Below are 26,480 nucleotides of genomic sequence, written 5' to 3' on the forward strand. Positions count from 1 at the left end.
AATGGCGTACGGCTACCGGGAGGCTGGAACGAGCACACTGCGGTTATACCCCTGTGGTGTGTCCGGGCCGGAACCTATTGGGTCGTTGTGGCCGGGATGGACAGTTCATGACGAAACAGGTTGTTGGGGTCTATTGAGGCCTTCAGGTTGCAAAGGGTGTTGATCAGTTCCGTATTCCAGCCGTAGTACAGGTTCAACCAGTCGGGGTCTACAGCGCCTGTATCGGTGTACTTCATGTCGACATCGGGGTAGTTGATATAGCAGCCATCGTAGGCGGGTCTTTTCGGCTTGCCGCCGTGTACGGCATTGAAGATGTTGCGAATCCAGGCTATTTGCACCCTGTCCTCGGCAGCATGGGTCCAGTACGTCTGGTATTGGGTTTTAAGCAGTGAGCTTCGTTGAGGAACTGCGGTCGTTCCCATGCCGTTTTTATTGATCGCCCCGCCGTAGGAATCGATCTGTACCAGTGACTGGCTGAAGCGTTTGTCTGGCGTAGCTTCGGTCAAGTGCGTCAGCAACGCGTTGCAGGCCTGATCGGAGAACTGTTCGACCTGATAGTCGGACTTGTATTTGCCCCGCTGATTGTTGCCCGAGCCGTTAATCATTTGAGTGACGTACAGCCAATCCATTGCCGTGTGTTCCGCTACCGCCCCGCTGAATTTTCTGCCGGCAAGCGGGTGTCGCAGCGGTGCAATGTTGGGGGCGATGAAACCGTCATGGAGGGTCGGCGTGATGCCCGCCGCGGCATTCATCTTGCTGATGAAGTCATTGAGCGGGATATCGTTTGCGCCGCCGACCAGGCCATTGGGACCGGTGTATTGGATCGCCAGCACTACATGGTCGGAGGTATCCACATGGTTCAGTTTCAGCAGGGTGAACAAGCCACCATTGCCAATCCCTTCCACTGGGCTGGTCGCGGCGGCGTCGTTGTCCGAGAACCATTGCCAATAGGCTTTCAGGAAGTTCGAGAAGTTGGGAATCAGCTCTTTCCACGGGTAGGCCAGGGGAATCCAGTAGGCTTTTTGCGGGGCTTGGGGAAGTTGGTCGAAGTAGTAGCCGATGATGATGCCGAAGTTGCCACCGCCGGCGCCGCAACAGGCGGTGAACAAGGCCCTGTCGTTGTTCGATGGGCTGTCTGCGCGAACATGCCGGAACTCCAGTTGCCGCGAGTTTTCCACAGGCACAAGAATGTCGACGCCGGTAACCCAGTCCACGGTCAGGCCCTGAAGGCGCGATAACAACCCGTAACCGCCGCCGCTGATGTGCCCGCCGACACCGACTGAATAGCATGAGCCGCCAGGAATGGTGCGCCCGGCCTGCTTGTACAGCGACAGGTAGCCGTCCCAGTTCTGATTGCCGGTCAAAGCCATGAAGCGATACTTCCTGTTCTGGCTGTCCCAGGGAGACGTGATGGATTGGCCTTCGTCGTACTTCAGGCCTTTCATTTCACCAATGTCGATAATTGCCAGGCTTTCTGTCTCGCCGCGCAACTTGTTGGAAACAAAACCCTCGTAGCAGTGGCCACCGCTGCGCACCGTGATGCGATAGCCGTCACGCAGTGCGGTATTGGCTGCCGCCAGAACTTCATCGGGCGTTGTACATACATAAATCCGCTGTGCGCCCTGTTCGATACTGGGCGGCCAGCGCAAGTTGAAACCCTTTTGCAGGGTTTCGTAGGTGTGTGCCTGATGGTCGATGACGTTCATGGTTAACTCCCTGTAGGTGATGGTGAACTTGGCGACTTCCTGTCGAAAAATGACCGCTTTCGTTGCGCCCGAGCTGTTGCCTGAGTGCTGCCTGTTTCTGCACGCCTTAGAGACTAGTAGGCGTAATCGGCTTGGTTTTTTTCTTTCGTGACCTTGAGGACCATTCCTCGGCTTGATCGGCAACGTTCAATGGGTTGTCCGAGGTCCGTTTGTGAGGTCACTGGTCGCAGGGGGCAGGCACCACGCGCATCGGCCAGAGCCGGCGCGGCGGGAGGTTAGGGGCGTTGTGCCAGCAGTAGCAGATTGCGCGGGGTCAGGGGGGCCTCGCAGAAGGTTCCGAGGCGCACGGCATAGCCCTGCTCCTGCAGGAACAGCCCACGGTCCAGCACCAGCCACAGTTCCAGGGGGCGGCGGAACAGGCCGCGCAACAGTTCCAGGTTGCGCACCTGGGCCAGGCGCTGCCAGCCGGCGGCTTCGAGGGCGGCCCAATCCTGGCAATCGACTGTGGATAAGTCCTTGAGGGCGGCGAGATCGCGGCAGTAGGCGGCGAAAGGTTTGTCCAGCCAATGGCTGGGCAGGGAAGGGGTCGGCAGGTATTCGTCGATGCCACGCACTTGCCGTTGCAGCAGGTCGAATGCCAGGCGCCGGGCCATGGACGTGTCGCGCTGGCGCCGGACCCGGGCGCCGGCCGTGACGGTTTCGCTCATGGGCAGGGCCAGGTCTTCCAGGGACAGTTCCAGGCTGGACGCCAGGGCGGCTGTGGATAAGCCCAGGTAGCGGCTGGCGCGGGTGCGGTTGTAGCAGCAGGGGGCGATGGCCAGCTGTGGACAACCCTGCTGGCTGGCCAACTGGATCAAGCGCACATGCAGATCGCCGCACGCGTGCAGGGCCACCGGACTGTGTTCGGCGCCCAGGTGCCGGGCCGTGTCATCGGCCAGCACGTCCTGTTGCCGATGGTGGGCGGGCAACCCGTGGTGCCGGCTCAGTTGCTCGCCGCTCTGGATCAGCGCCGGGTCGTATTCCAGGCAGGTCAGTTGCTGCCCGGGTTGCAGCAGGCGCCTGCCGAGGTGGCCCTTGCCGGAGCACCAGTCGAGCCAGTGAGTTGGCTCGCGGTCGAATTGCAGGCAGGCGGCGAAGGCTTCGATCTGCTGCCATTTGCGTCCGGGCACGTCGACGTTGAGGCGTGGGTGGTGCGCGGGCAGTGCCTGCATGGGGAGTTCGCCCACTGCGCCGAGTGCTCGGGCCTGCTCCGCCAGTTGGACAAAGGGGGCCGGTGCCTGGAGTTGCTGCGGGTGGTTGTGGGCCGCCTCGGCATCGTCCAGGGAGCGCTGGCGCAGCCAGTGGGCGAGCTCGGGATGCCGGGCCTCCCAGGGCAGGTACGGGTGGTTGAACGGGCGCGGACGCCAGAGCGCCTGGTGCTCAAGCAGGAAATCCCCGAGGGCCTGGAAGCGAGTCAGCAGCGCGGGGCCTTGGAGGATCGGGGGCATGGGCGTTGGGTCCGGGCAGGCCCGCTCCCTGGCGGGAGCGGGAGAAGGTCAGCGTCCCTGGCAGGCGTCGACCCGCAGCCAGCGTTCCAGTTGGCGGAAGGCCTGGACCAGGATGAACGACATCAACAGGTAGAACACCCCGGCGGTAAAGAACATGTCCACCGTCAGGTAGTTGCGGGCAATGATGGTGCGGGTCATGCCGGTCAGTTCCAGCAGCGTCACGGTGCTGGCCAGGGAGCTGGCCTTGAGCATCAGGATCACTTCGTTGCTGTAGGCCGGCAGGCCGATGCGCGCCGCCCGCGGCAGGATGATGTAGAACAGTGCCTTGGGCTTGGACATGCCCAGGGCCCGTGCGGCTTCGATCTCGCCGGGCGGAATGGCCTGGATCGCGCCCCGCAGGATCTCGGCGATGTAGGCCGCGGTGTGCAGGGTCATGGTGGCGGTGGCGCACCAGAACGGGTCACGCAGGTAGGGCCACATGAAGCTCTCGCGCACCGCATCGAACTGCGCCAGGCCGTAGTACACCAGGAACAGCTGCACCAGCAGCGGCGTGCCGCGAAAGAAGAAGATGTAGGCGTAGGGCAGGGCGCGCACGTACCACAGCTTGGACGAGCGGGCGATGCCCAGCGGAATGGCCAGCAGCAGGCCGAGGATCACCGCGATGCCTACCAGCTCCAGGGTCAGCGTCGCGCCCTGGATGAATTTCGGCAGCCATTTGTAGATGACTTCCCATTCCATTACGTCGTCCTCACAAAGCCGCGGGCGGCGCGTTTTTCCAGGAAGTGCATGCCGGTCATGGCCAGTACGGTCAGGCCCAGGTACATGAAGGCCGCGACCATGAAGAAGGTGAAGGGATGCTTGGCGAAGGTCACGGCGTTCTGCGCGTGGCGCATGATTTCCTCAAGACCGATCACCGACACCAGGGCGGTGTCCTTCATCAGGATCATGAACAGGTTGCCCAGGCCCGGCAGGGCGATGCGCCACATCTGCGGCAGGATCAGGCGGGTGAAAATCCGCCATTTGGACAGGCCCAGCGCGGTGCCGGCCTCGCGATGGCCCTTGGGGATGGCCAGGATCGCGCCGCGGAACACTTCCGTGGCATAGGCGCCAAAGCACAGGCCGAGGGCAATCACCCCGGCGAGAAACGGGCTGAGGGCCAGGTCGGGGTTGCCGAAATACTCCCCCAGCGCGCTCATCATGTTCACCGTGCCGTAGTAGATCAGCAGCACCCACAGCAGCTCCGGGACGCCGCGCACGATGGTCGAGTAGGTTTCGCCAAGCCAGCGCAGCGGCTTGTACGGGGAAGTCTTGGCCAAGGCGCCGAGCAGACCGAGCACCAGCCCCAGGCATAACGCCGAGAGGGCCAGCTTGACGGTCATCAGCGCGCCGGCGGCGAGCGCCGGGCCGAATCCGTAGAGATCGATATTCATGGGGTCTGGATGGCTTTGCTAAGGACCGGCGCCCAGGGGGGAGCGCCGGTCAGGCAAGTCAGTATCAATAGATGCTGAACGGGAAGTACTTGTCGTTGATCTTCTTGTAAGTGCCGTCGGCGACGATTTCCTTCAGGGCAGCGTTGAGCTTCTCGCGCAGTGGATCTTTCTTGCGTACGGCAATCCCGATCTTGTCGCTTTCCACCATAGGTTCGCCCTTGAACTCATAAGGCTTGCCGGCATCGCTCTTGAGCCACTCGTAGTTGACGTACTTGTCGGCCAGGATCGCGTCGAGGCGGCCGGACGTCAGGTCCAGGTAGGCGTTTTCCTGGGTGTCGTAGAGCTTGATGGTGATGTCGTCGCCCAGGTTGTCTTCCAGCCAGGTGCCGGCCAGGGTCGCCCGTTGTGCGCCGATGATCTTGCCCTTGAGCGAGGCCTTGTCGGTCTTGAACTCGGTCTTGGCTTTAGGCGCGATGAACTGCAGCTTGTTGGAGTAGTACGGGTCGGTGAAATCCACCGCCTGCTTGCGCTCGTCGGTGATCGACAGCGAAGAGATCAGGAAGTCGAACTTCTTCGCGTTCAGGGCCGGGATGATGCCGTCCCAGTCGGAGGTGACCACGGTGCACTCGACCTTCATCTTGGCGCACAGGGCGTCGCCGATGTCTTTGTCGAAGCCCACGACCTGGCCGCTGGCATCCTTGTTGTTGAACGGCGGGTAGGCCGCCTCGATGCCCATCTTCAGGGTCTCGGCGGCAGCGCTGGCGCTGAAGGCCAGGGTGACGGCAGCGGCCAGGAGGATTTTCTTATAGCTCTGCATGCGTGTAGCTCCGTTAGCGGTTGCTGGACATGAATTGTTTGCAGCGTGCCGAAAGCGGGTTCTCGAAGACCTGCTGTGGCGATCCCTGTTCTTCTACCAGACCCTGGTGCAGAAACACCACTTCGCTGGAGACCTGGCGGGCAAAGCTCATTTCGTGGGTGACCAGCAGCATGGTACGGCCTTCTTCGGCCAGGGCGCGGATCACGTTGAGCACTTCCTGGACCATTTCCGGGTCCAGGGCCGAGGTCGGCTCGTCGAACAGGATGACCTTGGGTTGCATCGCCAGGGTGCGGGCGATGGCGGCGCGCTGCTGCTGGCCACCGGACAGCTGGGCGGGGTAGGCATGGCGCTTGTCGGCGATGCCGACCTTGGCCAGCAGGGCCTCGGCCACTTCGATGGCCTCGGCCTTGCTCTGGCCCAGCACCCGGCGCGGTGCCTCGATGATGTTGTCGAGCACGCTCATGTGCGGCCAGAGATTGAAATTCTGGAAGACGAAACCGATTTCGCTGCGCAGGCGGTTGATCTGCTTGCCGTCGGCGGCCACCAGCTCGCCGTTTTTCGCGGCCTTGAGCTTGAGCTCTTCGCCGGCCACCAGGATCTGGCCCTGGTGCGGGTTTTCCAGCAGGTTGATGCAACGCAGGAAAGTGGACTTGCCGGAGCCGGAGGAACCCAGGATCGATATCACGTCACCGTCGCGTGCGGTCAGCGAGATACCCTTGAGTACCTCCTGAGTGCCGTAGCGTTTGTGCAAGTTGCGGATTTCAAGCGCGGGCGTGGCCTCAGCCATGTGCGGTCCTCATAGAGTTCATTGTGCTCCTGCTGTTGGCGGCCTTCCTGGCGAGGCGCCAAGCTAGCATAGGGTTCAAAGCGCAGCCAACAGCGCTACCGGAGGTAAACAGACGGTGTGTGGCAGGTTGTCGCATCAGCACAGGAGACTGTCGCCCCATCAACAACCGAACGCCCGTTTGAACCCTGAATCCGCCTGAAATCCGATAGGTGTCGCGTAAAAAAAGGCGCGATGGTGCCAGCTTTGGCCGGGTGTTGGAAGGGTTAACGGGCCAAAGGTCATGGATCTGCACTCTAATCGCTCATCACCTGCTTTTCGGGTGTGTTTTTGGTGCACGGTTTCGTCCTGTAAGTTGAGTCGCCCGGTAACGAAATGGCGAAATGCCATTGTTCTCAATGACTTGGGATTTCCATCGGTCGGCTCGCCAACCCCGCTTGGCCGGGACCCTGTAACATTTTGGCGCAATTCTTGCGTGCGAAATAAAGAACGCCCTGTTGATTTCTTTTTACGAGAACGAATGCGGACTGGGTGGAGTTACTCTTTATTTCGTTGCAAAGGTGCTTTTATGAGCGGTACGCAACTCTCCAATGACCTCGAACAGGGGCTCAAACCGCGGCATGTGACCATGCTGTCGATTGCCGGCGTGATCGGCGCGGGCCTCTTCGTCGGTTCCGGCCATGCCATCGCCGAGGCCGGTCCGGCCGTACTGCTGGCCTATGCCGCCGCTGGCACCCTGGTGGTGCTGGTCATGCGCATGCTGGCGGAAATGGCCGTGGCCTCGCCGGACACCGGGTCGTTCTCGACCTACGCCGATCGTGCTATTGGCCATTGGGCCGGCTTCACCATCGGCTGGCTGTACTGGTGGTTCTGGGTGCTGGTAATCCCGCTGGAAGCCAACGCCGCCGCCACTATCCTGCATGCCTGGTTCCCCAATGTGGCGATCTGGGTCTTTACCCTGGTGATCACCCTGCTGCTGACCGCCACCAACCTGTTCAGCGTGAAGAACTATGGCGAGTTCGAGTTCTGGTTCGCCCTGATCAAGGTGGTGGCCATCATCGGCTTCGTGATCCTCGGCCTCGCCGCCATCTGCGGCTTGCTGCCCAACAGCCAGGTCAGCGGTGTGTCGCATCTGGTGGACACCCAGGGCTTCATGCCCAACGGCATGGGCGCGGTACTGGCCGCGATGCTGACCACCATGTTCTCTTTCATGGGCACCGAGATCGTCACCATCGCCGCGGCGGAATCCCATAACCCGGGCAAGCAGATCTCCAAGGCCACCAACTCGGTGATCTGGCGGATCGGCCTGTTCTACCTGGTGTCGATCTTCATCGTCGTGGCCCTGGTGCCATGGAATGACCCGAGCCTGGCCCAGGTCGGCTCCTACCAGACCGTGCTCGATCGCATGGGCATTCCCAATGCCAAGCTGATCGTTGACCTGGTGGTGCTGGTGGCCGTGACCAGTTGCCTGAACTCGGCGCTCTACACCGCCTCGCGCATGCTCTTCTCCCTGGGCAAGCGTGGCGACGCCCCGGCTGCGGCCAAGCGCACCAATGCCAGCGGCACCCCTTACTGGGCGGTGATCCTGTCTACCGCGGCGGCCTTCCTCGCGGTGTTCGCCAACTATGTGGCCCCGGCTGCGGTGTTCGAGTTCCTGCTGGCCAGCTCCGGCGCCATTGCTCTGCTGGTGTACCTGGTGATTGCCGTGTCGCAACTGCGCATGCGCCACAAGCGCATGGCCGCCGGCGAGAAGATCGCCTTCCGCATGTGGCTGTTCCCGGGCCTGACTTACGCGGTGATCGTGTTCATCGTCGCGGTGCTGGGCATCATGCTGTTCCAGGAAGAGCACCGGGTGGAGATCCTCGCCACTGGCCTGCTGAGTGTCATCGTCATCGCTGCCGGCCTGTTGGTGGCTCGTCGGCGCAAGGCCGAGCGCAACGGTGCCCTGGCACTGAACTGACGCTTTGCCCCGCTGTTGGTGAAAAAGGCCGCGCTCAGAAATGACCGCGGCCTTTTTCATCTGCGAATGCAGCTTGGCGGTTCTGCTGGCGGCGGGCCGAGGCTCACTCGCGGCCTGGCAACGGGGCGCTTTACCCACCCGGGGCGCCTGCTGATAATCCGCCACTCGGTTAGCTTGGGATGCAGCGATGAACGACCTGGATATGGATCATGCCGAGTGGGAACTGCTCGACCTTGAATGGCATCAAGGGTTCGCCTTCGTGGACGGGGCGCTGTTGGTGGAGGAGCGAGCCCGGGACGTGTACCTCCTGCTGCAGCGTGAAGGGCGGACCCCGGCTGAGCAGGCTTGCCAGGCGGCGACCGAGCAATTCCCGGCTTCCCCCCTGGTACAAGGCGAGCCGCTGTGGCGACATCGTGTTCATCGGCACCTGCTGCGTGATGCGCGAGCCGATTATTATGCGTTGCCCCGCTACTTCGCGCGTTATGGCTACCACCCGTTGCAGGTGTTGCCGGTGCGCGTGTGTCGGGGCTTGCAGAGCCTGGGCCATGACCATTGGCGTGATCAGGGTCGTGCCTATTTCTGTCACGACTACGGGCAGGAAGTGATCGAGGGCGCGCAGCCTGAGCGCCTGGCGCTTGTGCACCCGGTGCCAGAAAACTGGCCCGCGGGCTCGGTGCTGTTCAGTGATGGGGCCAAGGTCTTCCTCGGCGCCCGGGCGATCGCCAGCGCGGAGCAGCAGATACGCGGTACCAACCATCCGGCTTATCAAGTGATCAGCGGCCAGGTCTGCCGGGGCGGCGCTGTGCTGCATCAGAAGGACGGTTCGCCATTGCCGATTGCCAATCCCGATGGCTTCCAGATGCTGGCCAGGCGCTGGGGGACGGATGGGCATTCGGTGATCGTCCAGGCGCAGCAGGGCTCGAGCATTGCCTACGAGTATTTCTACCGCATCGACAACGTCGATCTGGCGACTTTCAGCGTGCTCAACGAGCGCTACGCCAAGGACGCACAGCGGGCTTACTACCTGACCGGAAAAACCCTGCGCTATGTCGGTGACTTCCGCCTGCTGAACCGTGTTCAGTCGCTGTTCGACGCCGGTGGCCGGATCTTGAGCCAGAGCGAAACGGCGGACCCGTACTTTGCCGTGGACGATCAGTTCGTCTACTGCAATGGCACCCGCCTGCGTGGTGCCGATGGCCCGAGCTTTCGCCACCTGGGATTCGATTACTACGCTGACCGGCATCGCGTCTACCGGCGCAGCAAGCCGCTGGACGTGGATGTAGAGAGCTTTGTGGTGGTCCAGCTGGAGCGTGGCGAATACAACTATTCGCCGTTGCTGGTGGGTGACAGGCACGGCCCGCTGGGTTCGGACGGGGTGATCGATGGCACCATGCTGCAAGAGTGGTCGGCGTACTTCGAGGCGCATCCGCAGGTGCAAGGCTATTGGTGGCATCGCTTGCAGGCGCCATCGGCGTCAGCAGCCCAGGCCTTGCGTGCCATCGGCGCCGGGTTCGAGCTGGGGAGCCAGGTGCACTTCCATGGCCGCCCCATCAATGGTCTGGATGCCGGCAGTTTCAAGTTGCTGGACACACACCTGTGTGGCGACGCCAACGGCCTGTATCTGATCCCCTTTCATCGCGCCGAGACCCAGGTGCCGGAACGATTCTCTTCGGCCTGCGCCGATCAGTACCGTGCCCTGGGCGGCCCGTACCTGACAGATGGCCAGAGGGTTTTTTGCCACAGTGTGTTTTATCAGGTGCCTGAGCCGATGGCCAAAGCGGATCTGGCCAGCTTCGAGTCATGCGGGCAGGGCTGGGCCCGAGACAAGGCGGCGGTGTATTACTACGGCACAAGAAAGAAGCCCCTCGACCCGGCGCACACTCGCTTCATGGGCAGCTACGCCTTCACCGCGACACTGATGTTTGCTGCCGGCAAACCGCTGGACGTGGCATTCAGCCCGGAAGAAGTGACGGTTCCACATCCGGACTTTCTGCAATTGGGCACGCGCAAGCTGTTCTGTGGTCGGCGGCCGGTGAGTGCCAAGCGCATCGACCTGGCCAGCCTGGAGTTTGTTGCCCAGCGCTATGCCCGGGACAAACAGCGCTTCTACCTCTACGACGGGTACGCGACCCTCAGCGAAATCAGTGCCGAGCAGTACCACCAGGCACTGACGAAGGCTCCGGCAGGGGATGCCGGTTTTGAGAGTTTGGCGTTCTGAAAGGCAAAAAAGGCTGCCTTCAACATTGACGGCGGCCTTTTTACTGGATTTGTGACTTGTTACATGGCGTTTCATGGACAGCCCGCTGGCGAAATAGTAGCCTGCGCGCTCTTCGATAAGAGCTCTTGCGTGCCAGCGTGAGAGGAGCTAAGGAATAGCGCTGTAGTACAAGGGAATGAACGCTTGTCGGGATTCTAAGTCCGCCTTCTGTTTCTGCCCCCCTTGATCCGCGTGTGCCACCCCTGCTCCTGTATTGTCCGTGCCTGCTTGTGCTGTGGCCGACAGTCCCGCTCGAAGAATGAGCATTCAGGGTTCAATGGTGATCGCCCGGCCATTGCTCCCTCAAAAAAGGGCGGCAAGGAGACGCGCATGGCGTTCACTAAAATCATCTTCAAAAACCCGAACACCGGAGCCATCAAGGAAGCGCCAGTTGGTTTCTCCTGGACCGTGTTCTTCTTCGGCTTCATCCCGGCGCTGTTTCGCGCTGACTGGAAATGGGCTGCCATCATGTTCCTGCTGGCCATGTTCACCTTCGGCCTGAGCAACCTGGTGTTCATGTTCATCTACAACAAGCTGTATGTGCGTGACCTGATCGGCTCGGGCTTCAAGGCCCAGTCCATCGCCAGCGGCGACCTGAACTTCGCCAGCTCGCGCATCGGCATGGAAATCCCTCGGCTGGAAGCGGCCTGAGCATCAGGCCGGCTCTCGAGCTGAAACAGAAAAGGGCGCATTCATTGCTGAATGCGCCCTTTTTTCATGCCTGAATCCAGGCAAGCCTCAAGCCTCAAGCCTTGAGCTTCAGGCTTCAGGTTTTGCGTTTTGCTCTTCAGGGCTGAACAGGGCCTGGGAGGCGGCGAGGTAGTCGGCCTGGAAGGCTTCGGATTCGATCCAGGCCAGGGCCGTGGCTTCGTCGGCTTCGGTGGACCAGTTGCGGTACTCGATCAGGGCCGCAAGGATGAAATCCGTCGCGCCTTGTTCACCTTCCTGCTCATACACCAACTCCAGCAGCGGGTCCGCGAGGAAGGCTTCGCACAGGGCTTGCTGGCTGGTCTTCTCGGCATTGCGCATTTTCACGAACAGCTCGGTCAGGTCCACCGACTCGAAATCCAGGCGCTGGTCATTGGGGTCCAGGTCGGCTTCCGAGGTCGGAGCGGTGCGCTTGGCGCGGTTCTGCTTGGCCTTGGCTTTGGCCCGGGCGGCACGTTTGTGTTGTTTGTCCAGAGAGGCCATCGGCGTCTTACCTTGTTGCGAAGAAGTTCAGCGCGGGCCTGGCGGCAGGCTCGCGGCATGTCAGGCGGGCAAGGATGCCAGTAAATCCGCGATCCGGCATCTGCCGCCGAGCCGCAGCCAGGAACTGCAGGCTGGATGAATAGCCCGCGGGTGCCCGGGTGCTGGGTCTTTTGTCGGGTTTTTCCCATTCAGTGGGAATCCGATTTCATTCACCGGGAAACTCCATGCACCATGGCCGCAAGAGGCCGCTATGAACTACAACACGCCGACTGACCGCTTACTGCAAATTCTCGTGGCCCTGGGGCAATCCCCCGAGGCGATGTCCGCCAAGGCCTTGTCGCAGGATCTGCAGCAGCCCTTGAGCAGCACCTACCGTCACCTCAAGACCCTGTTGCGCTGGGGGCTGGCCGAAGACAACGGCCAGGGCCGTTATGTGCCCGGGCCGACCTGCCTGCAACTGGCGAAGAAATTCGACCGTGAAGGCTTGCTGGTGACCCTGGCCAAGCCGGAGCTGAAGCGCCTGGCCGAACTCAGCCAGGAAAGCGTGGCGCTGATGGTGCCGAGCAACGGGCAGGCGATCTGCATCGAGCTGGTGGACAGCCCCCAGCCCCTGCGCTGCTGCTATCAGAAGGGCTTGGCCCAGCCATTGCTGCTGGGGGCTTCGGCCCGAGTCCTGCTGGCCTACATGGAGCCTGAGCGCAGCCTGCCGATCCTGCAGCAGCAGGGCATCGAGCAAGCCGAGTATCCGCGCTACCTGGAAGGGTTCGCGGCGATCCGCCAGGCCGGCCATGCGGTCAGCCTGAGCGAGATCGATGAAGGGATCTGGGGTGTCAGCGCGCCCTTGCTCGACAGTCGCGAGCGCTTGCAGGGCGCCATCAGCCTCATGGCGCCGGCCTTTCGTGCCGAGCAGAACCGCGAGCGGCTGATCCGCTGGACCCGTGAAGCGGCGCAGCGCCTGAGCGCCCGGCTTGATTGAATTGACTGGAGCAACCCGATGACGATCCACATTCCCATGCACCTGTGGCAGGGCCGCACCGACCTGGCCGAAGGCGCTGCTGCGCGGCGCTGGCACCAATGGGTGCAGCCCGAGGCGCCCGGGCAGGCCGCCGGTGTCGCCTTGCTAGGGCTGGCCTGTGATGAAGGGGTCAAGCGCAACCAGGGGCGCCGTGGTGCCCGCCAGGGGCCTGAGGCCCTGCGCGTGGCCCTGGCCAACCTGGCCTGGCACGGCAGCTGCGGCTTGTACGATGCCGGTGATGTGAGCTGCCAGGGCACCGAGCTGGAAGCGGCGCAGCGGGATTACGCCCAGCGCCTCAGCCAGTTGCTGGATCAAGGGCATCTGCCTCTGGGGCTCGGTGGCGGCCATGAAATCGCGTTCGCCAGTTTCAGCGGCCTGGCCCGGCACCTGGAGCGCCAGGCGCTTCGTCCGCGGATCGGGATTCTCAATTTCGATGCGCACTTCGACCTGCGCCATGCAGCCCAGAGCAGTTCGGGAACCCCGTTCCGGCAGATCGCCGAGTACTGCCAGGCGGCGGACCTGCCCTTCAACTATTGCTGCCTGGGGGTCAGTGAGCTGAGCAATACCCAGGCGTTGTTCGACCAGGCACGGCAGCTCAAGGTGCGCTACCTGCTGGACCGCCAGATGCAGGGCTGGAACATGCCGGCGATCGAGGCCTTCCTCGATGGGTTTCTCGACGGTATCGATGTGCTCTACATGACCTTGTGCCTGGACGTACTGCCCGCCAGCCAGGCTCCCGGGGTCAGTGCCCCGTCGGCCCACGGCGTCGATGTCCAGGTGGTCGAACACCTGGCCCGGCGCGCCCAGGCCAGCGGTAAGCTGCGGGTCGCCGATATTGCCGAACTCAATCCCGGGCTGGATCACGACCAGCGTACGGCTCGCGTGGCCGCGCGCCTGCTGGCCAGCCTGATTCACTGACGGGGCACAGAACCCCGCTGACCGACACCCCAACGACAAGAAGAAGAGATACCAAGCATGCTGACTTTTGAACTGGACGCGCTGACCACGCTGGCGCTGGCCCTGATCCTGCTGGGGGTGGGCGCGCAGCTGAAAAAACGCAGTCGCTGGCTGACCCAGCTCTGTGTGCCGTCACCGGTGATCGGTGGTTTCGGCTTTGCCCTGATCGTCTGGTTGCTGCGGGACCAGCAACTGCTGGCCATCAAGCTCGACACGGCGATCCAGACGCCCTTGATGGTGGCCTTCTTCACCACGGTCGGCCTGGGCGGCAGCCTCGGCCTGCTGCGCCGGGGCGGCAAGATCCTGTTCGTCTACCTGGGGGCCTGCTGGTCCCTGGCGCTGCTGCAGAACCTGGTAGGGGTCGGCACGGCCAAGGCGCTGGGCATTGATCCGCTGCTGGGCATCATGGCCGGGGCGGTGTCCCTGGAAGGCGGTTTCGGTGCTGCCGCGGCCTTTGGTCCCATCGCCGAGAACCTCGGTGCGGTCGGCGCCACCACCGCGGCGCTGGCAGCGGCAACCTTCGGCATGGTGGCTGGCGGCCTGCTGGGCAGTCCCTTGGCGCGCTGGTTGATCGAGCGCAACAAGCTGGTGATCCAGGCCGACCAGGTCAGCAGCCTGCAGCACCTGGAAAGCGCTGCGAGCACGCCGGTCGCTCCGCTGGATGCGCCGACGCTGTTGCGCCTGCTGACCTGCATCCTGGTGATCATGGTGCTGGGCTTCTGGATGGGCAGCGCCCTCAATCAGCACCTGGGGATTGTCCTGCCCAGCTATGTCGGCGCGATGTTCGTGGCGATCATCCTGCGCAACCTCAATGACCGCGCCCAGGTCGTCGAGATTCCCGACAGCGCCGTGAGCACCGTGGGCGATGTGTGCCTGGGAGTGTTCCTGACCATGGCCATGATGAGCCTGAAGTTCTGGGAGCTGGAGCAACTGGGGCTGCCGTTGCTGGTGATCCTGGTGGTGCAGGTGCTGATCATGGTCCTGCTCTGCGTGTTCGTGCTGTTTCGCCTGTTCGGCGGTAACTACGACGCCGCGGTGCTGTGTGCCGGGTTCATGGGCCATGGCCTGGGCGCGACGCCCAATGCGGTGGCCAACATGGGAGCGATCTGCGACCACTACAAAGTGTTTTCCTACAAGGCCTTCATCATCGTGCCGCTGTGTGGTGCGGTGCTGATCGACATCGTGGCGATCCCGATCATCACCTGGTTCATCAACGCCTTTGCCTGAATCCAGGTTCAGCGAGGGCGTGGCACCTGGCGCCCGGGGCTCTGGCGATCCAGCTCGCCGTGGCGCAGCCAGGCCAGGGCCAGGGGCCAGAGCCGGGTCTGGAAGCGGCTGTGGAAGAAGGCGAAATGGCCGATCTCGGTTTCGCCGATGTCTGCAGGGTCGATGCGCAGGTGAGTGCATGGGCTGTTGCGGTAGTAGCCCAGCAGGCGTTCGATGGCCGGGATGGTGCCGAAGGGGTCGTCGCTGACGCTGATGGCCAGCATTGGCGCCGTGACTCGACTGAACGGCAGTGAGTCCTCGTGGCCCTGGAGGGTTCTGCCACTGGGGCGGCCCTCGTAGCGCGAGTGCGGAGTGCACCAGTCACTGACCACTCCGGCCGGGGTGTCTTCCATCCAGCCCAGGCGCTTGCCGGGAAAGTAGCCGTAGAACCAGGTCAGCAGGGGCATCAGCAGGTGCCACTTGCCGAGCATGCGCCAGCGCAGCTTCGGGGCGTAGTCGCGCCAGTAGGCGAACTGCGCGCCCATGGTCACCACCCGCCGGACCACCCCCGAAGAGGCGCCAAGGCCCACTGCGCAGCCGCCAAAGCTGTGGCCGACCACATCGATTGGCTGGCCGGGAAACTCGCGCTGAGCGCGCTTGAGGATGGCCTCGTAATCCAGCGTGCCCCAGTCCGACCAGGAAGCCTTGAAGCCCTTGAGCGAGGCTGGGCGCGATTCGCCGATGCCGCGGTAGTCGTAGGTCATGACATCGAAGCCATGGGCGAACAGATAGTCGGCAAAGCGAAAGTAATAGCGGCAGCGCACCGAGGTGGCGGCATTGATGATCACCACGGCACGGCCAGGGTCCGGCTGGGCATGGCGCCAGGTAAAGCCGCCCAGCATCACGCCGTCCTGCGCAGGCTCACTGAAGGTTTCACTGGGGCCGCTCACAGGTTCGATGACGGCAGGGCGGGTGGCTGGCAGGTCGGTTGGGGGCAGCAGGGACATGGGCGGTTGTTCCTGGGTGGCTGGAGCGGGGCGGGGCCGCGACCGCGCTCAGCGACGGTTTTTTTGTGCGTTCATTAATACCCGGCCGATCCACAGCGCGGCAACTGCCAGTGCTCCCAGCAGCAGGGTGGAGGTGCCTTGCCAGAGCAGCTCGAAGTAGAACTTGGTGGGCTGCAGCGCCTGGCTGTAGGCGAGCTTCGGGCCGGCGCGGTTGCTGGTGACGATCTGGCCGTCGATCAGTGCGCTGATCAGTGTCCAGCCCAGCAACCCGGTGAGCGCCAGCAGCACGCAGCCGATCAGCAGGAACAGCCAGGCTCCACTGCGGGTTGTTTCGCGCTTGGGGTGGGGCTGGGGGACTCGGGTCTTCTTCTGGCTCACGGCAGGCAGGTCCTTTGCGGCATCAGGGGCGCGGTGCCTGCAACTTTACTCCCAGGCGGGCCCATGGGAATAATCCGGGCCCGGTTGGGTCCGGGTGTCCCTATTGGTCGATGGAGCCTTGAGCATGGAAGTGAAGAATCAAATGAGCCCGGAGCAATGCCAGGGCATGGACGATATCCGCCGGGAAATCGATGCCCTGGATCGGGCCGTCATTGCCTTGCTGGGCGCGCGCTTCCAGTACGTGCTGGCGGCTTCGAAGTTCAAGACCTCGGCGGCTTCGGTGCGTGCCGAGGAGCGTTTCAACGCCATGCTCGCTACCCGCCGCGAGTGGGCGCGGGTTGAAGGCTTGAATCCGGACGCCATCGAGAAAATGTACAGCGACCTGGTCAAGCACTTCATCGAGCAGGAGCTGCGCCATTGGCAGGCCGCCCAGCCATCAGCCTGAGCTGGTGAGGCTGGGCTGTCGCCGTCCAGGCGTTTGCCGCGCACAACCGGAGGTTGGGTCGAGCAGGAACAGTTCCAGCGGACGGCTCGCTGCGATGAGCATGAGGCGCGGCTTTCATGGCCAGATGATGGAGGCTGTCTAGTACTATGGCCGTCCCTTTTCCAGCGGTCGATTCCCCCCATGCCTGAGTACCAGCCAACTGCTGACAATGGGCGCATCCAACTGTTTGCCACCCACCTCAGCCTGTGGGCTGACGGCGTGGAGCTGGCGACCCTGGCCACGCCCGAGAGGAAGCCCTTTCGGGTGTTGCGCTATGGCTGGGTGCTGCTGGTTGCAGGCTTGCTTGGCGCGGTGGCGCTGGGCAACCAGGCGCTGGCGCTTGGCTTTGGCGCCTTGATCCTGTTTGTGCCGCTGATGGTCCTGGGGATCGCCGGACGGCTGTACCCGCCGGCTCGTGCCGATGCCTGGTTCGATGCCCACGGCCTGCACCTGGTGTGCGGCACACGGCAAGCCCCGGGCAGCGTTTATCAGTACTTCATTCCCTTTGCCGACATTTCCCGTGTGGCGACCCTGGATCAGTCCATCGATCTCGGTTGGCGAGGGCAGGTGCAGTACCGCACCTATCTTGTCGAGAGCCAGCAGGTCTTCGCCGGGCCGACAAGCATCCACATCAGTACCCAGGGCAGTCTGGGCGCGCTGCGTGCGGTGCTCGAGCGTCTTCAGCGGTTGCCCGCGGCGGCACACATTGTCGTGCCGCCGACCAGGCATTACCCGGTGCCGTCCAGCTCGTAACCCGTCTGAGCGCCATTGCGCAACGTCAACCAGATCGAGCGGTTGCGGATCGCCAGGGCTGCGGTGCCGGATCTGCGTGGTGGGGGGTAATGGCTGGAGGATGGGCCTGAATTACAGGCAACAAAAAACCCGCACTAGGCGGGTTTTTTGGTTGCTTTCACGTGGTGTAGAACACCACCTGAAAACTGAAGGTGGTGCCCAGAGACGGAATCGAACCGCCGACACGGGGATTTTCAATCCCCTGCTCTACCGACTGAGCTATCTGGGCAACGGGGCGCATTAAACGGGTTTTTCGGGGGGGCGTCAAGCAAGTTTTGAAAAAAAGTTTAATTATTACCGCCGCTTACGGCCCGACCCCGATTTTCCGCGGGTTTACTCCGCTGGCGGCACGTAGCCTTCGGCCTTGGCGTATTCCTCGCCGGAGAAGTACTTGTCCATTTCCGCCTGGAGGAATTTGCGGTCCTCGGCGTTCATCATGTTCAGGCGCTTTTCGTTGATCAGCAGGGTCTGGTGTTTCTGCCAGTCGGCCCAGGCCTTGGCCGAGACATGTTCGAAAATATCCTGGCCCTTGGCGCCGGGGTACGGAGGGCGTTCCAAACCTGGCAGTTGTTCTTGGTACTTGCGGCACATTACGGTGCGGGTCATGACAACTCTCCTGCATTCAAGACTTCGGCCGCGCGCTTGAGCAGCTTCTTCACCGGGGCGGCAAGGCCCAGGCGCGGCGGGGTGGCGAGGTTATACCAGAGCCAGTCGGCCTCGGCGACGTGCAGCGCCGACTCTTCGACCCGGATCAGCCAGGGCTCGATGGCCAGTTGGAAGTGGCTGAAGGTGTGGACCAGCCCGGGCATCTCCTGCTGCTGGCCCAGTTCCAGGGAATGCTGCAGGGCCAGGTGCTGGATATCGTCCAGGTCATCCAGTTCCGGCAGGCTCCACAAGCCGCCCCAGAGGCCGCTGGAGGGCCGTCGATACAGCAGGATGGCGCCATCGCGGTTGGCCAGCATCGGCATCAGGGTGCGCTTCTGCGGGACTTCCTTGCGCGGCTTGGGAATCGGGTAGCGGGTTTCCAGGCCGAGCATGTGGGCTTCGCAGCCGCGCTCCAGGGGGCACAGCAGGCAACTGGGCTTGCTGCGGGTACAGAGGGTGGCCCCCAGGTCCATCATCGCCTGGGTGTAGTGGTTGACCCGGCTGTGGGGGGTGAAGCGCTCGGCGGCGGCCCACAACTGCTTGGCCACCTTGGGCTCGCCCGGGTAGCCCTCCTGGGCGGTGAAGCGCGCCAGCACGCGCTTGACGTTGCCGTCGAGGATCGGTGCCCGCAGGCCCATGCTGATGCTGGCGATGGCGCCGGCGGTGGACAGGCCGATGCCCGGCAGCTCGGTGAGCTGCTCCACGTCCCGGGGAAACTCACCGCCGTATTCGGCCATGACGATCTTCGCGGTCTTCTGCAGGTTGCGCGCCCGGGTGTAGTAGCCCAGGCCGGTCCACAGGTGCAGTACTTCATCTTCCGGGGCTTCGGCCAGGGCCTGCACCGTGGGCAGGGAGGCCATGAAACGGTCGAAGTAGTTGAGCACGGTGCTGACCTGGGTCTGCTGCAGCATGATCTCCGAGACCCACACCCGATACGGGTTGATGCCCTGTTGCCAGGGCAGGTCGTGGCGGCCATGGCGGTCGTACCAGTCCAGCACCGCCGGTGCAAATGCCTCGGCTCTCATCGCTTGAACAGCCCCTTGAGTGCGTTCTTCAGTTCCGGGCTGACCTTGTCACCGAGCTTCTCGTCGATCTTGTCCTTGAGGCGGTCGCCGGCCAGCTTGGCCGCGACCTGGCCCAGGCCGTCCTTGTCCAGGCGGCAGGCCTTGGCCCCGAGCTCCAGCGGGCCCCGGCAGCGCAGCGGCAGCTCGATGCCCTTGAAGCGTTCGCCCACCTGGCAGGCCGGGTCCGGGTTGGCGCTCAGGTCGCCCTCGACGATGATGCCGACCCGGTAGTCCATGCCCAGCACCCGCAGGTCGAGGTCGCCATTGCCGTTGACGGTCATGCCGGGGATGCGCACTTTCAGGTCCGGGTTGCTGGCTACGCCGTTGCGCAAGGTCAGGTTGCCCTTGAGCTCCTGGAACGGGGTGTCCTTGCCACGGGGTGTGCTGCCCAGGTTCTTGCGGTTGAGCACGGCGATGCCCTGGCACAGTTGCTGTTCCAGGTTGGCATTGAGCAGTACGCCATTGTTGATGACGAAACTGGCCGTGCCGTTGAGGCTGTCGATCAGTGCCTTCTGGCTGTTGCCGCTGCCGCTCAGGTTGCTGTTGAGCGTCACCAGGCCCTTGACCGGAGGCTTCTGCCCCTGGCTTTCGAGGATGCGCTCCACGGGCACCCGGGTGATCTTGGTCTGCAGGCTCAATTGCGGGGTGCTGGGGCGCAGGTCCAGGTTGCCGCTGGCGTCGAAGCTGCCGTTGTACAGCTCACCGCGCAGGCTGGAGAGTTTCAGCAGGCCGCCCTGGCCGCTGGCCTTGAGGGCGGCGTTGTGGATCGGTAGTTGGTCCAGGGTCAGTTGGCCGAAGCTCAGGTCGGCATCGACATCGAGCTTGCTCAGGCGCTCCACTGGCAGCAGCCGGTCGGTGCTCCAGGCGCCCTTGGTCGGGGCGTTGGGCAGCGGTGTGGTGCCGGCCCCGGCCATGGCGTCGGCTTCGCTGCTTTGCACTTCGGCCTTGCGCGCGCTGGCGGCGCTGTTGGCCTCGGCGGATTTAGGTGGCAGGTAGCGGTCGACATTGAAGGTGTCGCCCTTGAGCTGGACGCGCAGGGACTGCTTGTCGAAGTCCTCGACGGCCAGGCGGCCGCTGAAGGTGCTGTCGTCGAGCTTCAGGTTAAGGTCTTCCAGGGCCAGGCTGGTGGGCGTGCCCTGTAGGCGGCTGACCAGCTCGACCTTGCTCAGGCTGCCTTCGGCCATGGCTGGCAGGGTCTGGCCGATACTGTCGACGAACTTCGCCAGGTCGAACTGGGCGATGGACAGGCCACCGCTGATCTGCGGGGTCTTGTCCAGGTCATTGACCTTCAGCTCGCCCAGGGCGCGCAGCTGGTTGAGGGAGACCTTGAGGCCGGTCCATTGGCCGACGTTGGCAGCCTGGTCCAGCAGCAACTGGCCCTGGGCGGCGAAGGTGACGGTCTTGCCTTGCAGCGGATCGCCGGCCACTTCGCCGGACAGGCGCATGTCTTCGAACTGGTAGCGCTGCAGCGCGCGGTCGAAGCGCAGCTCGCCATTGAGTTCGGTGCGCACGCGCACCGCTGGCTGGCTGCTGGCCAGGAAGGCGGTGAGCTTGACCGGGGTGTTGGTGGCTTCGTGGATCGGGCCGGTGCTCAACTGGATGCTTTCGGCGGTGAATTGCTTGCCGGTCTGCTCATCGTTGTATTCGATCCGGGCGTTGTTCACCGTCAGGCTGTCGATGTCCAGGCGGATCGGCTGCGCGGGTTTTTCCGGGGCTGGGGTGGCCTGGCCGGTTTCGGCGGTACTGGTGGCGGGGATCTCGGCCTGCTTGTCGGCAGGGGCTGCCTTGCCGATGTCCTGCCAGTTGCCGTGGCCGTCCTTGTCGCGGTTCAGACGCAGGTTCAGGCCCTCGACCCGGACGTCGCTCATCTGCACTTCACGGCGCAGCAGGGGCAACACGCGGACCGACAGTCCAAGCATCTGCAGGTCGGCGAAAGGCTGGGTCGGGTTGGCCAGGGTCGCGACCCCGGCGTCATGCAGTTCCAGGCCAAGCCAGGGGAACAGGCTCCAGCCGATGTCGCCATTGAGCGTCAGCTCGATGTGGGCCTTGTCGCGGGCAATCTGGCGAATCTCGTCTTTGTAGTCGTTGGGATCAAACAGGTGGGTCAGGGCAAAGCCCAGAGCCACGATGATCAGCAACAGCCCGAGAATTACCAGACCCAGGATTTTGCCGAACGCTTTCATGGGCGAGTCCTTGTATGTCGAATTCAAAATTTAGCCGGGGAGTATAGCGCCCTGAACCTGGCGACTGGTCACCCAATGCGCTTACAGATTTTTCAACGCCAGCTGCAGTTTTGCCGCCAGGGCCCGGGCTTGCGGGTCTCCGGTGGGGGCCAGCAGATGCAGGGTGGCGCCTTGTGCCAGGGCAATTTTTTGCACCTCGCGCACCAGGCGCTCGGCGATGCCGCGACGCCGGGTGATCTTGCGCACACAGAGTTGGGACAGGTGCCAGCCGCCCGAGTGCCGTTGCAGGCGCGCTGCCCCCAGCAGTCGCTCGTTGAGGCGAGCGACGACCAGCTCGCCGCCCAGCAGGCCGTGCTCGATCAGTTGCAAGGCATCGCCATGGGGCGCGAGCAGCCAGTGCGGGGCGTCCTGGTAGATTTTCTGCAGGTCCTGCTGATCCTGGTAGCTGGCGTTCTGCAGGGGTTCGACAACGATGGTCATGGGGCCTCCTGGTGGAAGAAGGAAGGGGCGGGGCCGTTTGCCGGCTTGCCAGCAAGAAGGGAGGCTTGGGCCCAGGTCGCGGTCAACCAAGGGCTCGCGTGGTTATCGGTGGCAAGGACTTTGCTCCTGCCTGGTTGGCCGGCGTTCCGGGGCGTGCTTCCTGGCCGGCCGCGGCGCTGGAGCAGTCGCTGTAAAAAAAGCTGATGTCAGTCTGGTTTTTTAGCCGGGCGCAAATGGTAACCTCTCGCGGTTCGTCCGTCCTTCTGCGACTTAATGTCGCGTCTGCTCGCAAGGGAGCTTTACTCAATAGAACGACCGCGCCTGCGTGCCAAGGTCGTCGTAGGGGAGTGGCCGATGAACAATTCTAATAATTGGGGGAAACATCCATGAGCACTAGCAACGCGGCGGCCAGTCCGTCTGCTCAGCCAGCGTTCTTGTCCAAAGAACGCATCATCGCCAAGCCCGGTTTCAACCGCTGGCTGGTACCACCGGCCGCCCTGGCCATTCACCTGTGCATCGGCATGGCCTACGGCTTCTCGGTGTTCTGGCTGCCACTGTCCAAGGCCCTTGGCATCAGCGCGCCTGTGGCCTGCGCGCCGGACATGGGGTTTATCGCCCAGGTCTTTTCATCCCAGTGTGACTGGCCGATCTCCATGCTCGGCTGGATCTACACCCTGTTCTTCATCTTCCTCGGCTGCTCGGCGGCGATCTGGGGCGGCTGGCTGGAACATGCCGGCCCGCGCAAGGCCGGTGTGGTGTCGGCACTGTGCTGGTGCGGCGGCCTGCTGATCTCCGCGCTGGGGGTCTATACCCACCAGATCTGGCTGATGTGGATCGGCTCCGGGGTGATCGGCGGTATCGGCCTGGGCCTGGGCTACATCTCCCCGGTGTCGACCCTGATCAAGTGGTTCCCGGACAAGCGCGGCATGGCCACCGGCATGGCGATCATGGGGTTTGGCGGCGGTGCCATGGTCGGTGCGCCGCTGGCGGCGGCCCTGATGGGCCACTTTGCGACCCCCACCAGCGTAGGCGTATGGCAGAGCTTCCTGGTGATGGCCGCGATCTACTTCGTGTTCATGATCGGCGGTGCGTTGACCTATCGGGTCCCGCCTACCGGCTGGAAGCCTGAAGGCTGGAGCGCTCCGGCGAAAAAGGCCGCCAATGCGATGATCACTCACCGCCATGTGCACGTGAATGTGGCGTGGAAGACCCCGCAGTTCCGCCTGGTGTGGCTGGTGCTGTGCCTCAACGTTTCGGCGGGTATCGGCATTCTCGGCATGGCTTCGCCGCTGCTGCAGGAAGTGTTTGGCGGCAAACTGCTGGGCAACGACCTGGCCTTCGGCCAACTGGACGCCGGGCAACTGGCGTCGATCGCCGCCATCGCTGCGGGCTTCACCGGCCTGCTGAGCCTGTTCAACATCGGCGGGCGCTTCTTCTGGGCATCGTTCTCCGACTACCTGGGCCGCAAGAACACCTACTTCGTGTTCTTCGCCCTGGGCTTTGCCCTGTACGCGCTGATTCCGAACCTTGGCCACCTGGGCAACATCGCCCTGTTCGTGGCGGCGTTCTGCATCATCCTGTCGATGTACGGCGGTGGTTTCGCCACAGTGCCGGCCTACCTGGCGGATCTGTTCGGCACGCAGATGGTCGGTGCGATCCACGGTCGCCTGCTGACGGCCTGGGCTGCGGCCGGGGTGCTGGGGCCGGTGCTGGTGAACTACCTTCGCGAGTACCAGCTGAGCATCGGCGTCGAGCGCGCCGCGGCCTACGACATCACCCTGTACATCCTCGCCGGCCTGCTGGTGCTGGGCTTCCTGTGCAACCTGCTGGTGCGCCCGGTGGCCGACAAGTACTTCATGACCGACGAGCAACTGGCCGCCGAACAGGCGATGGGCCACGACAAGGGGGCTGACAGCAGTGTCGTCCTGGAGTGGAAGGCCTCGTCGGCGAGCCTGCCGGTGGTGATCGCCGCCTGGCTGGCCGTGGGCATTCCCCTGGCCTGGGGCGTGTGGGTCACCCTGCAAAAGACCGCGGTGCTGTTCCACTAGGCCGTGGTTGGATGCTGGAGGAACAGGGCGCTTGCGCCCTGTTCTGCTTTCTGGGGCTGCCGGCGCAGCTTCCCGCTGGCTTGTCATGACAGGTACAGCCCCGCAGCCATTGGTTCGCGCCGGTCAGGAGATTGTCCGTCATGTTTCTGTTTGGCCGCCTGCGGGCCTATACTATTCGCCTTTTTCGCCCAATGATTTTGCGGAGCTGGTGATGGCCGAACGTAAGGCATCTGTCGAGCGCGACACTCTGGAGACCCAGATCAAAGCCTCGATCAACCTGGATGGCACCGGAAAGGCCCGATTCGATATCGGCGTTCCCTTCCTTGAGCATATGCTGGACCAGATCGCCCGACACGGGCTGATCGACCTGGATATCGAGAGCAAGGGCGACCTGCATATCGACGACCACCACACCGTGGAGGATGTCGGTATCACCCTGGGCCAGGCGTTCGCCAAGGCCATCGGCGACAAGAAGGGCATCCGCCGCTATGGCCACGCCTACGTGCCGCTCGATGAAGCCTTGTCCCGCGTGGTGATCGACTTCTCCGGCCGCCCCGGCCTGCAGATGCACGTGCCGTTCACCCGCGCCACCGTGGGTGGCTTTGACGTCGACCTGTTCCAGGAATTCTTCCAGGGCTTCGTCAACCATGCGCTGGTCAGCCTGCACATCGACACCCTGCGCGGCACCAACACCCACCACCAGATCGAGACCGTGTTCAAGGCCTTCGGTCGTGCACTGCGCATGGCGGTGGAACTGGACGAGCGCATGGCCGGCCAGATGCCGTCGACCAAGGGCGTGCTGTAATGCAGACCGTCGCCGTCATCGACTACGGCATGGGCAACCTGCACTCGGTAGCCAAGGCCCTGGAACACGTAGGGGCCGGCAAGGTACTGATCACCAGCGACGCGGCGGTGATTCGCGAAGCCGACCGGGTGGTGTTTCCCGGGGTGGGCGCGATCCGCGACTGCATGGCTGAAATCCGCCGCCTGGGGTTTGATGCCCTGGTGCGTGAAGTCAGCCAGGACCGTCCCTTCCTGGGGATCTGCGTGGGCATGCAAGCCCTGCTGGAGCACAGCGAAGAGAACGACGGCGTCGACTGCATCGGCCTGTTTCCCGGCCAGGTGAAGTTCTTCGGCAAGGGCCTGCATGAAGACGGCGAGCACCTCAAGGTGCCGCACATGGGCTGGAACGAGGTGAAGCAGGCGGTGGACCATCCGCTGTGGCACAGCATCCCGGACCTGGCGCGTTTCTACTTCGTGCACAGCTACTACATCAACGCCGGCAATGCCCGGCAGGTGGTGGGTGGCGGTCACTACGGCGTGGATTTCGCCGCGGCGCTGGCCGAGGGCTCGCGCTTTGCCGTGCAGTTCCACCCGGAAAAGAGCCACACCCATGGCCTGCAGTTGCTGCAGAACTTTGCTGCCTGGGACGGTCGCTGGTAATGGCCAAGAAAAAACCGCCGATCCTGACCCTCACTCCCGAACAGGAGAGCGAGGCCAATCACAAGATCAAGCGGTTCATGGAGGATCGCTTCGAGCTCGACCTGGGTTCGTTCGAGGCCGCCGAGATTCTTGAGCTGTTTACCCGGGAAATTGCTCCGCACTATTACAACAGAGCGATTTTCGATGTGCAGACGCACCTGAAGGAGCGCTTCGAGAGCATCGAAAGCGACCTCTGGGCGCTCGAAAAGAACTAGGGCAGCGGCAAGCTTCAAGCTGCAAGCTGCAAGAAGTAGAAACACGTGCCTGCTTGCAGCTAACCGCTTGCAGCTTGCAGCTCTTTTGACGAAGGAAAAAGCATGCTGATTATTCCCGCTATCGATCTCAAAGACGGTGCTTGTGTGCGTCTGCGCCAGGGCCGCATGGAAGACTCCACGGTGTTCTCCGATGACCCGGTGAGCATGGCTGCCAAGTGGGTCGAAGGCGGTTGCCGTCGTCTGCACCTGGTGGACCTCAATGGCGCCTTCGAAGGTCAGCCGGTCAATGGCGAAGTGGTTACCGCGATCGCCAAGCGCTACCCGAACCTGCCCATCCAGATCGGTGGCGGCATCCGTTCCCTGGAAACCATCGAGCACTACGTCAAGGCCGGTGTCAGCTACGTGATCATCGGCACCAAGGCGGTGAAGGATCCGCAGTTCGTCGCTCAAGCCTGCCGTGCATTCCCGGGCAAGGTGATTGTCGGCCTGGACGCCAAGGACGGTTTCGTCGCCACCGACGGCTGGGCCGAGATCAGCACCGTGCAGGTCATCGATCTGGCCAAGCAGTTTGAAGCCGACGGCGTGTCCGCCATCGTTTATACCGACATCGCCAAAGACGGCATGATGCAGGGCTGCAACGTGCCCTTCACCGCAGCCCTGGCGGGTGCGACCAGGATTCCGGTGATCGCCTCCGGCGGCATCCACAACCTGGGCGACATCAAGACCCTGCTGGACGCCAAGGCGCCAGGAATCATCGGCGCCATCACCGGCCGGGCGATTTATGAGGGCACCCTGGATGTGGCAGAAGCCCAGGCTTTTTGTGATGGCTACGCGGCCAGCAGCAAGGCATAAGCGGCAGGCGGCAAGTGGGACGCGTGGCTGCTATCCGCTC

General features: G+C 63.2%; 26 protein-coding genes and 1 tRNA gene. 13 read left to right on the forward strand and 14 right to left on the reverse strand.

The genetic code is table 11. The features are described 5' to 3' along the window. Nucleotides 1-74: 74 nt before the first annotated feature. From ACZ5BO_RS02940 to ACZ5BO_RS02965, 6 genes are all read right to left on the reverse strand, one after another. On the reverse strand, nucleotides 75-1,706 hold the full coding sequence (locus ACZ5BO_RS02940; protein WP_464698169.1) for a BBE domain-containing protein: 1,632 nt from the start codon (nucleotides 1,704-1,706) through the stop codon (nucleotides 75-77). A 275-nt stretch (nucleotides 1,707-1,981) separates the two neighbouring features. Continuing rightward, a complete protein-coding gene (locus ACZ5BO_RS02945; RefSeq protein WP_464698171.1) occupies nucleotides 1,982-3,193 on the reverse strand; it encodes a methyltransferase in 1,212 nt (403 codons plus the stop codon). A 48-nt stretch (nucleotides 3,194-3,241) separates the two neighbouring features. Then, nucleotides 3,242-3,931, reverse strand: a complete 690-nt coding sequence (locus ACZ5BO_RS02950) for an ABC transporter permease (RefSeq protein ID WP_025128412.1) — start codon at nucleotides 3,929-3,931, stop codon at nucleotides 3,242-3,244. Beyond that, the gene (locus ACZ5BO_RS02955; RefSeq protein WP_025128411.1) at nucleotides 3,931-4,623 is read right to left on the reverse strand and encodes an ABC transporter permease; all 693 of its coding nucleotides are present in this window, start codon (nucleotides 4,621-4,623) and stop codon (nucleotides 3,931-3,933) included. Before ACZ5BO_RS02955 ends, ACZ5BO_RS02950 begins: the two co-directional genes overlap by 1 nt. Nucleotides 4,624-4,687: 64 nt before the next feature. Further along, a complete protein-coding gene (locus ACZ5BO_RS02960) occupies nucleotides 4,688-5,440 on the reverse strand; it encodes an ABC transporter substrate-binding protein (RefSeq protein ID WP_025128410.1) in 753 nt (250 codons plus the stop codon). 13 nt (nucleotides 5,441-5,453) lie between these two features. Beyond that, nucleotides 5,454-6,227, reverse strand: coding sequence for an ABC transporter ATP-binding protein (locus ACZ5BO_RS02965; RefSeq protein ID WP_011058719.1), 774 nt, complete (start codon nucleotides 6,225-6,227; stop codon nucleotides 5,454-5,456). 565 nt (nucleotides 6,228-6,792) lie between these two features. On the opposite strand from ACZ5BO_RS02965, the gene gabP reads away from it, so the two are divergent. The 3 genes from gabP to ACZ5BO_RS02980 all read left to right on the forward strand — a co-directional run bounded on the left by gabP (nucleotide 6,793) and on the right by ACZ5BO_RS02980 (nucleotide 11,092). After that, nucleotides 6,793-8,184 carry a GABA permease gene (gene gabP / locus ACZ5BO_RS02970; RefSeq protein ID WP_015633814.1) on the forward strand — a complete coding sequence of 464 codons (1,392 nt, stop codon included), beginning with the start codon at nucleotides 6,793-6,795 and terminating at the stop codon, nucleotides 8,182-8,184. Between the two features lie 187 nt (nucleotides 8,185-8,371). Further along, the gene (locus tag ACZ5BO_RS02975; protein ID WP_464698176.1) at nucleotides 8,372-10,402 is read left to right on the forward strand and encodes a DKNYY domain-containing protein; all 2,031 of its coding nucleotides are present in this window, start codon (nucleotides 8,372-8,374) and stop codon (nucleotides 10,400-10,402) included. A 369-nt stretch (nucleotides 10,403-10,771) separates the two neighbouring features. Next, a complete protein-coding gene (locus ACZ5BO_RS02980) occupies nucleotides 10,772-11,092 on the forward strand; it encodes a hypothetical protein (protein WP_025128407.1) in 321 nt (106 codons plus the stop codon). A gap of 108 nt (nucleotides 11,093-11,200) precedes the next feature. On the opposite strand, the gene ACZ5BO_RS02985 is transcribed toward ACZ5BO_RS02980, so the two are convergent. Next, entirely contained in the window at nucleotides 11,201-11,632 is a 432-nt protein-coding gene (locus ACZ5BO_RS02985) for a hypothetical protein (protein WP_025128406.1), read from the reverse strand. 250 nt (nucleotides 11,633-11,882) lie between these two features. On the opposite strand from ACZ5BO_RS02985, the gene ACZ5BO_RS02990 reads away from it, so the two are divergent. Genes ACZ5BO_RS02990 through gltS form a run of 3 tightly spaced genes read left to right on the forward strand, consistent with a single transcriptional unit; the run spans nucleotide 11,883 to nucleotide 14,831 of the window. Further along, nucleotides 11,883-12,608 carry an IclR family transcriptional regulator gene (locus ACZ5BO_RS02990; RefSeq protein ID WP_025128405.1) on the forward strand — a complete coding sequence of 242 codons (726 nt, stop codon included), beginning with the start codon at nucleotides 11,883-11,885 and terminating at the stop codon, nucleotides 12,606-12,608. Nucleotides 12,609-12,626: 18 nt separating this feature from the next. After that, nucleotides 12,627-13,565 carry a formimidoylglutamase gene (gene hutG, locus ACZ5BO_RS02995; protein ID WP_464698179.1) on the forward strand — a complete coding sequence of 313 codons (939 nt, stop codon included), beginning with the start codon at nucleotides 12,627-12,629 and terminating at the stop codon, nucleotides 13,563-13,565. A 57-nt stretch (nucleotides 13,566-13,622) separates the two neighbouring features. After that, nucleotides 13,623-14,831 (forward strand): sodium/glutamate symporter, encoded by a 1,209-nt coding sequence (gene gltS / locus ACZ5BO_RS03000; protein WP_464698181.1) that lies wholly within the window; start codon nucleotides 13,623-13,625, stop codon nucleotides 14,829-14,831. 8 nt (nucleotides 14,832-14,839) lie between these two features. Here the strand turns inward: gltS and ACZ5BO_RS03005 are convergent, their stop codons facing one another. Together ACZ5BO_RS03005 and ACZ5BO_RS03010 are read right to left on the reverse strand one after the other, a co-directional pair. Next, nucleotides 14,840-15,817, reverse strand: coding sequence for an alpha/beta hydrolase family protein (locus ACZ5BO_RS03005; RefSeq protein ID WP_464698183.1), 978 nt, complete (start codon nucleotides 15,815-15,817; stop codon nucleotides 14,840-14,842). Between the two features lie 48 nt (nucleotides 15,818-15,865). Further along, a complete protein-coding gene (locus ACZ5BO_RS03010; RefSeq protein WP_464698185.1) occupies nucleotides 15,866-16,195 on the reverse strand; it encodes a hypothetical protein in 330 nt (109 codons plus the stop codon). Nucleotides 16,196-16,319: 124 nt separating this feature from the next. Here ACZ5BO_RS03010 and ACZ5BO_RS03015 point away from each other — a divergent pair, with 124 nt between their 5' ends. Both ACZ5BO_RS03015 and ACZ5BO_RS03020 read left to right on the forward strand, forming a co-directional pair. Further along, complete coding sequence (locus ACZ5BO_RS03015; protein WP_464698187.1) at nucleotides 16,320-16,640, forward strand: isochorismate lyase; 321 nt, start codon at nucleotides 16,320-16,322, stop codon at nucleotides 16,638-16,640. A 180-nt stretch (nucleotides 16,641-16,820) separates the two neighbouring features. Next, entirely contained in the window at nucleotides 16,821-17,432 is a 612-nt protein-coding gene (locus tag ACZ5BO_RS03020) for a hypothetical protein (RefSeq protein ID WP_025128399.1), read from the forward strand. A 192-nt stretch (nucleotides 17,433-17,624) separates the two neighbouring features. Here the strand turns inward: ACZ5BO_RS03020 and ACZ5BO_RS03025 are convergent. The 5 genes from ACZ5BO_RS03025 to ACZ5BO_RS03045 form a co-directional block, all read right to left on the reverse strand. Continuing rightward, nucleotides 17,625-17,700, reverse strand: a tRNA-Phe gene (locus ACZ5BO_RS03025). Between the two features lie 104 nt (nucleotides 17,701-17,804). Beyond that, complete coding sequence (locus ACZ5BO_RS03030) at nucleotides 17,805-18,077, reverse strand: oxidative damage protection protein (RefSeq protein WP_025128398.1); 273 nt, start codon at nucleotides 18,075-18,077, stop codon at nucleotides 17,805-17,807. Then, a complete protein-coding gene (mutY, locus tag ACZ5BO_RS03035; protein ID WP_464698190.1) occupies nucleotides 18,074-19,141 on the reverse strand; it encodes an A/G-specific adenine glycosylase in 1,068 nt (355 codons plus the stop codon). The genes ACZ5BO_RS03030 and mutY overlap by 4 nt, the downstream gene beginning before the upstream one ends. Continuing rightward, nucleotides 19,138-21,363, reverse strand: coding sequence for an AsmA family protein (locus ACZ5BO_RS03040; RefSeq protein WP_025128396.1), 2,226 nt, complete (start codon nucleotides 21,361-21,363; stop codon nucleotides 19,138-19,140). The genes mutY and ACZ5BO_RS03040 overlap by 4 nt, the downstream gene beginning before the upstream one ends. A gap of 81 nt (nucleotides 21,364-21,444) precedes the next feature. Continuing rightward, on the reverse strand, nucleotides 21,445-21,843 hold the full coding sequence (locus ACZ5BO_RS03045) for an acetyl-CoA sensor PanZ family protein (RefSeq protein ID WP_464698192.1): 399 nt from the start codon (nucleotides 21,841-21,843) through the stop codon (nucleotides 21,445-21,447). 386 nt (nucleotides 21,844-22,229) lie between these two features. Here ACZ5BO_RS03045 and ACZ5BO_RS03050 point away from each other — a divergent pair, with 386 nt between their 5' ends. From ACZ5BO_RS03050 to hisA, 5 genes are all read left to right on the forward strand, one after another. Beyond that, entirely contained in the window at nucleotides 22,230-23,891 is a 1,662-nt protein-coding gene (locus ACZ5BO_RS03050) for an OFA family MFS transporter (RefSeq protein ID WP_025128393.1), read from the forward strand. A 211-nt stretch (nucleotides 23,892-24,102) separates the two neighbouring features. Continuing rightward, a complete protein-coding gene (gene hisB, locus ACZ5BO_RS03055) occupies nucleotides 24,103-24,696 on the forward strand; it encodes an imidazoleglycerol-phosphate dehydratase HisB (RefSeq protein WP_025128392.1) in 594 nt (197 codons plus the stop codon). Beyond that, complete coding sequence (hisH, locus tag ACZ5BO_RS03060; protein ID WP_025128391.1) at nucleotides 24,696-25,334, forward strand: imidazole glycerol phosphate synthase subunit HisH; 639 nt, start codon at nucleotides 24,696-24,698, stop codon at nucleotides 25,332-25,334. Before hisB ends, hisH begins: the two co-directional genes overlap by 1 nt. Beyond that, nucleotides 25,334-25,588 (forward strand): DUF2164 domain-containing protein, encoded by a 255-nt coding sequence (locus ACZ5BO_RS03065; protein ID WP_029978342.1) that lies wholly within the window; start codon nucleotides 25,334-25,336, stop codon nucleotides 25,586-25,588. Before hisH ends, ACZ5BO_RS03065 begins: the two co-directional genes overlap by 1 nt. 102 nt (nucleotides 25,589-25,690) lie before the next feature. Next, nucleotides 25,691-26,440, forward strand: a complete 750-nt coding sequence (gene hisA, locus ACZ5BO_RS03070) for a 1-(5-phosphoribosyl)-5-[(5-phosphoribosylamino)methylideneamino]imidazole-4-carboxamide isomerase (protein ID WP_025128389.1) — start codon at nucleotides 25,691-25,693, stop codon at nucleotides 26,438-26,440. Nucleotides 26,441-26,480 lie beyond the last annotated feature (40 nt).

Source organism: Pseudomonas sp. FFPRI_1 (assembly GCF_055384485.1).

Excerpts from the sequence above, each read along its gene's own strand:
- ACZ5BO_RS02990 (WP_025128405.1), top strand. The coding sequence starts at position 11,883 with ATGAACTACAACACGCCGACTGACCGCTTACTGCAAATTCTCGTGGCC.
- ACZ5BO_RS02985 (WP_025128406.1), bottom strand. The coding sequence starts at position 11,632 with ATGGCCTCTCTGGACAAACAACACAAACGTGCCGCCCGGGCCAAAGCC.
- ACZ5BO_RS03040 (WP_025128396.1), bottom strand. The coding sequence starts at position 21,363 with ATGAAAGCGTTCGGCAAAATCCTGGGTCTGGTAATTCTCGGGCTGTTG.
- ACZ5BO_RS03015 (WP_464698187.1), top strand. The coding sequence starts at position 16,320 with ATGGAAGTGAAGAATCAAATGAGCCCGGAGCAATGCCAGGGCATGGAC.
- ACZ5BO_RS03065 (WP_029978342.1), top strand. The coding sequence starts at position 25,334 with ATGGCCAAGAAAAAACCGCCGATCCTGACCCTCACTCCCGAACAGGAG.
- ACZ5BO_RS02965 (WP_011058719.1), bottom strand. The coding sequence starts at position 6,227 with ATGGCTGAGGCCACGCCCGCGCTTGAAATCCGCAACTTGCACAAACGC.
- ACZ5BO_RS03045 (WP_464698192.1), bottom strand. The coding sequence starts at position 21,843 with ATGACCATCGTTGTCGAACCCCTGCAGAACGCCAGCTACCAGGATCAG.
- ACZ5BO_RS02980 (WP_025128407.1), top strand. The coding sequence starts at position 10,772 with ATGGCGTTCACTAAAATCATCTTCAAAAACCCGAACACCGGAGCCATC.
- gltS (WP_464698181.1), top strand. The coding sequence starts at position 13,623 with ATGCTGACTTTTGAACTGGACGCGCTGACCACGCTGGCGCTGGCCCTG.
- ACZ5BO_RS02975 (WP_464698176.1), top strand. The coding sequence starts at position 8,372 with ATGAACGACCTGGATATGGATCATGCCGAGTGGGAACTGCTCGACCTT.
- ACZ5BO_RS02940 (WP_464698169.1), bottom strand. The coding sequence starts at position 1,706 with ATGAACGTCATCGACCATCAGGCACACACCTACGAAACCCTGCAAAAG.
- ACZ5BO_RS02945 (WP_464698171.1), bottom strand. The coding sequence starts at position 3,193 with ATGCCCCCGATCCTCCAAGGCCCCGCGCTGCTGACTCGCTTCCAGGCC.
- ACZ5BO_RS03005 (WP_464698183.1), bottom strand. The coding sequence starts at position 15,817 with ATGTCCCTGCTGCCCCCAACCGACCTGCCAGCCACCCGCCCTGCCGTC.
- gabP (WP_015633814.1), top strand. The coding sequence starts at position 6,793 with ATGAGCGGTACGCAACTCTCCAATGACCTCGAACAGGGGCTCAAACCG.
- ACZ5BO_RS03020 (WP_025128399.1), top strand. The coding sequence starts at position 16,821 with ATGCCTGAGTACCAGCCAACTGCTGACAATGGGCGCATCCAACTGTTT.
- hutG (WP_464698179.1), top strand. The coding sequence starts at position 12,627 with ATGACGATCCACATTCCCATGCACCTGTGGCAGGGCCGCACCGACCTG.
- hisB (WP_025128392.1), top strand. The coding sequence starts at position 24,103 with ATGGCCGAACGTAAGGCATCTGTCGAGCGCGACACTCTGGAGACCCAG.
- ACZ5BO_RS03030 (WP_025128398.1), bottom strand. The coding sequence starts at position 18,077 with ATGACCCGCACCGTAATGTGCCGCAAGTACCAAGAACAACTGCCAGGT.
- mutY (WP_464698190.1), bottom strand. The coding sequence starts at position 19,141 with ATGAGAGCCGAGGCATTTGCACCGGCGGTGCTGGACTGGTACGACCGC.
- ACZ5BO_RS02955 (WP_025128411.1), bottom strand. The coding sequence starts at position 4,623 with ATGAATATCGATCTCTACGGATTCGGCCCGGCGCTCGCCGCCGGCGCG.
- ACZ5BO_RS02950 (WP_025128412.1), bottom strand. The coding sequence starts at position 3,931 with ATGGAATGGGAAGTCATCTACAAATGGCTGCCGAAATTCATCCAGGGC.
- ACZ5BO_RS02960 (WP_025128410.1), bottom strand. The coding sequence starts at position 5,440 with ATGCAGAGCTATAAGAAAATCCTCCTGGCCGCTGCCGTCACCCTGGCC.
- hisA (WP_025128389.1), top strand. The coding sequence starts at position 25,691 with ATGCTGATTATTCCCGCTATCGATCTCAAAGACGGTGCTTGTGTGCGT.
- hisH (WP_025128391.1), top strand. The coding sequence starts at position 24,696 with ATGCAGACCGTCGCCGTCATCGACTACGGCATGGGCAACCTGCACTCG.
- ACZ5BO_RS03050 (WP_025128393.1), top strand. The coding sequence starts at position 22,230 with ATGAGCACTAGCAACGCGGCGGCCAGTCCGTCTGCTCAGCCAGCGTTC.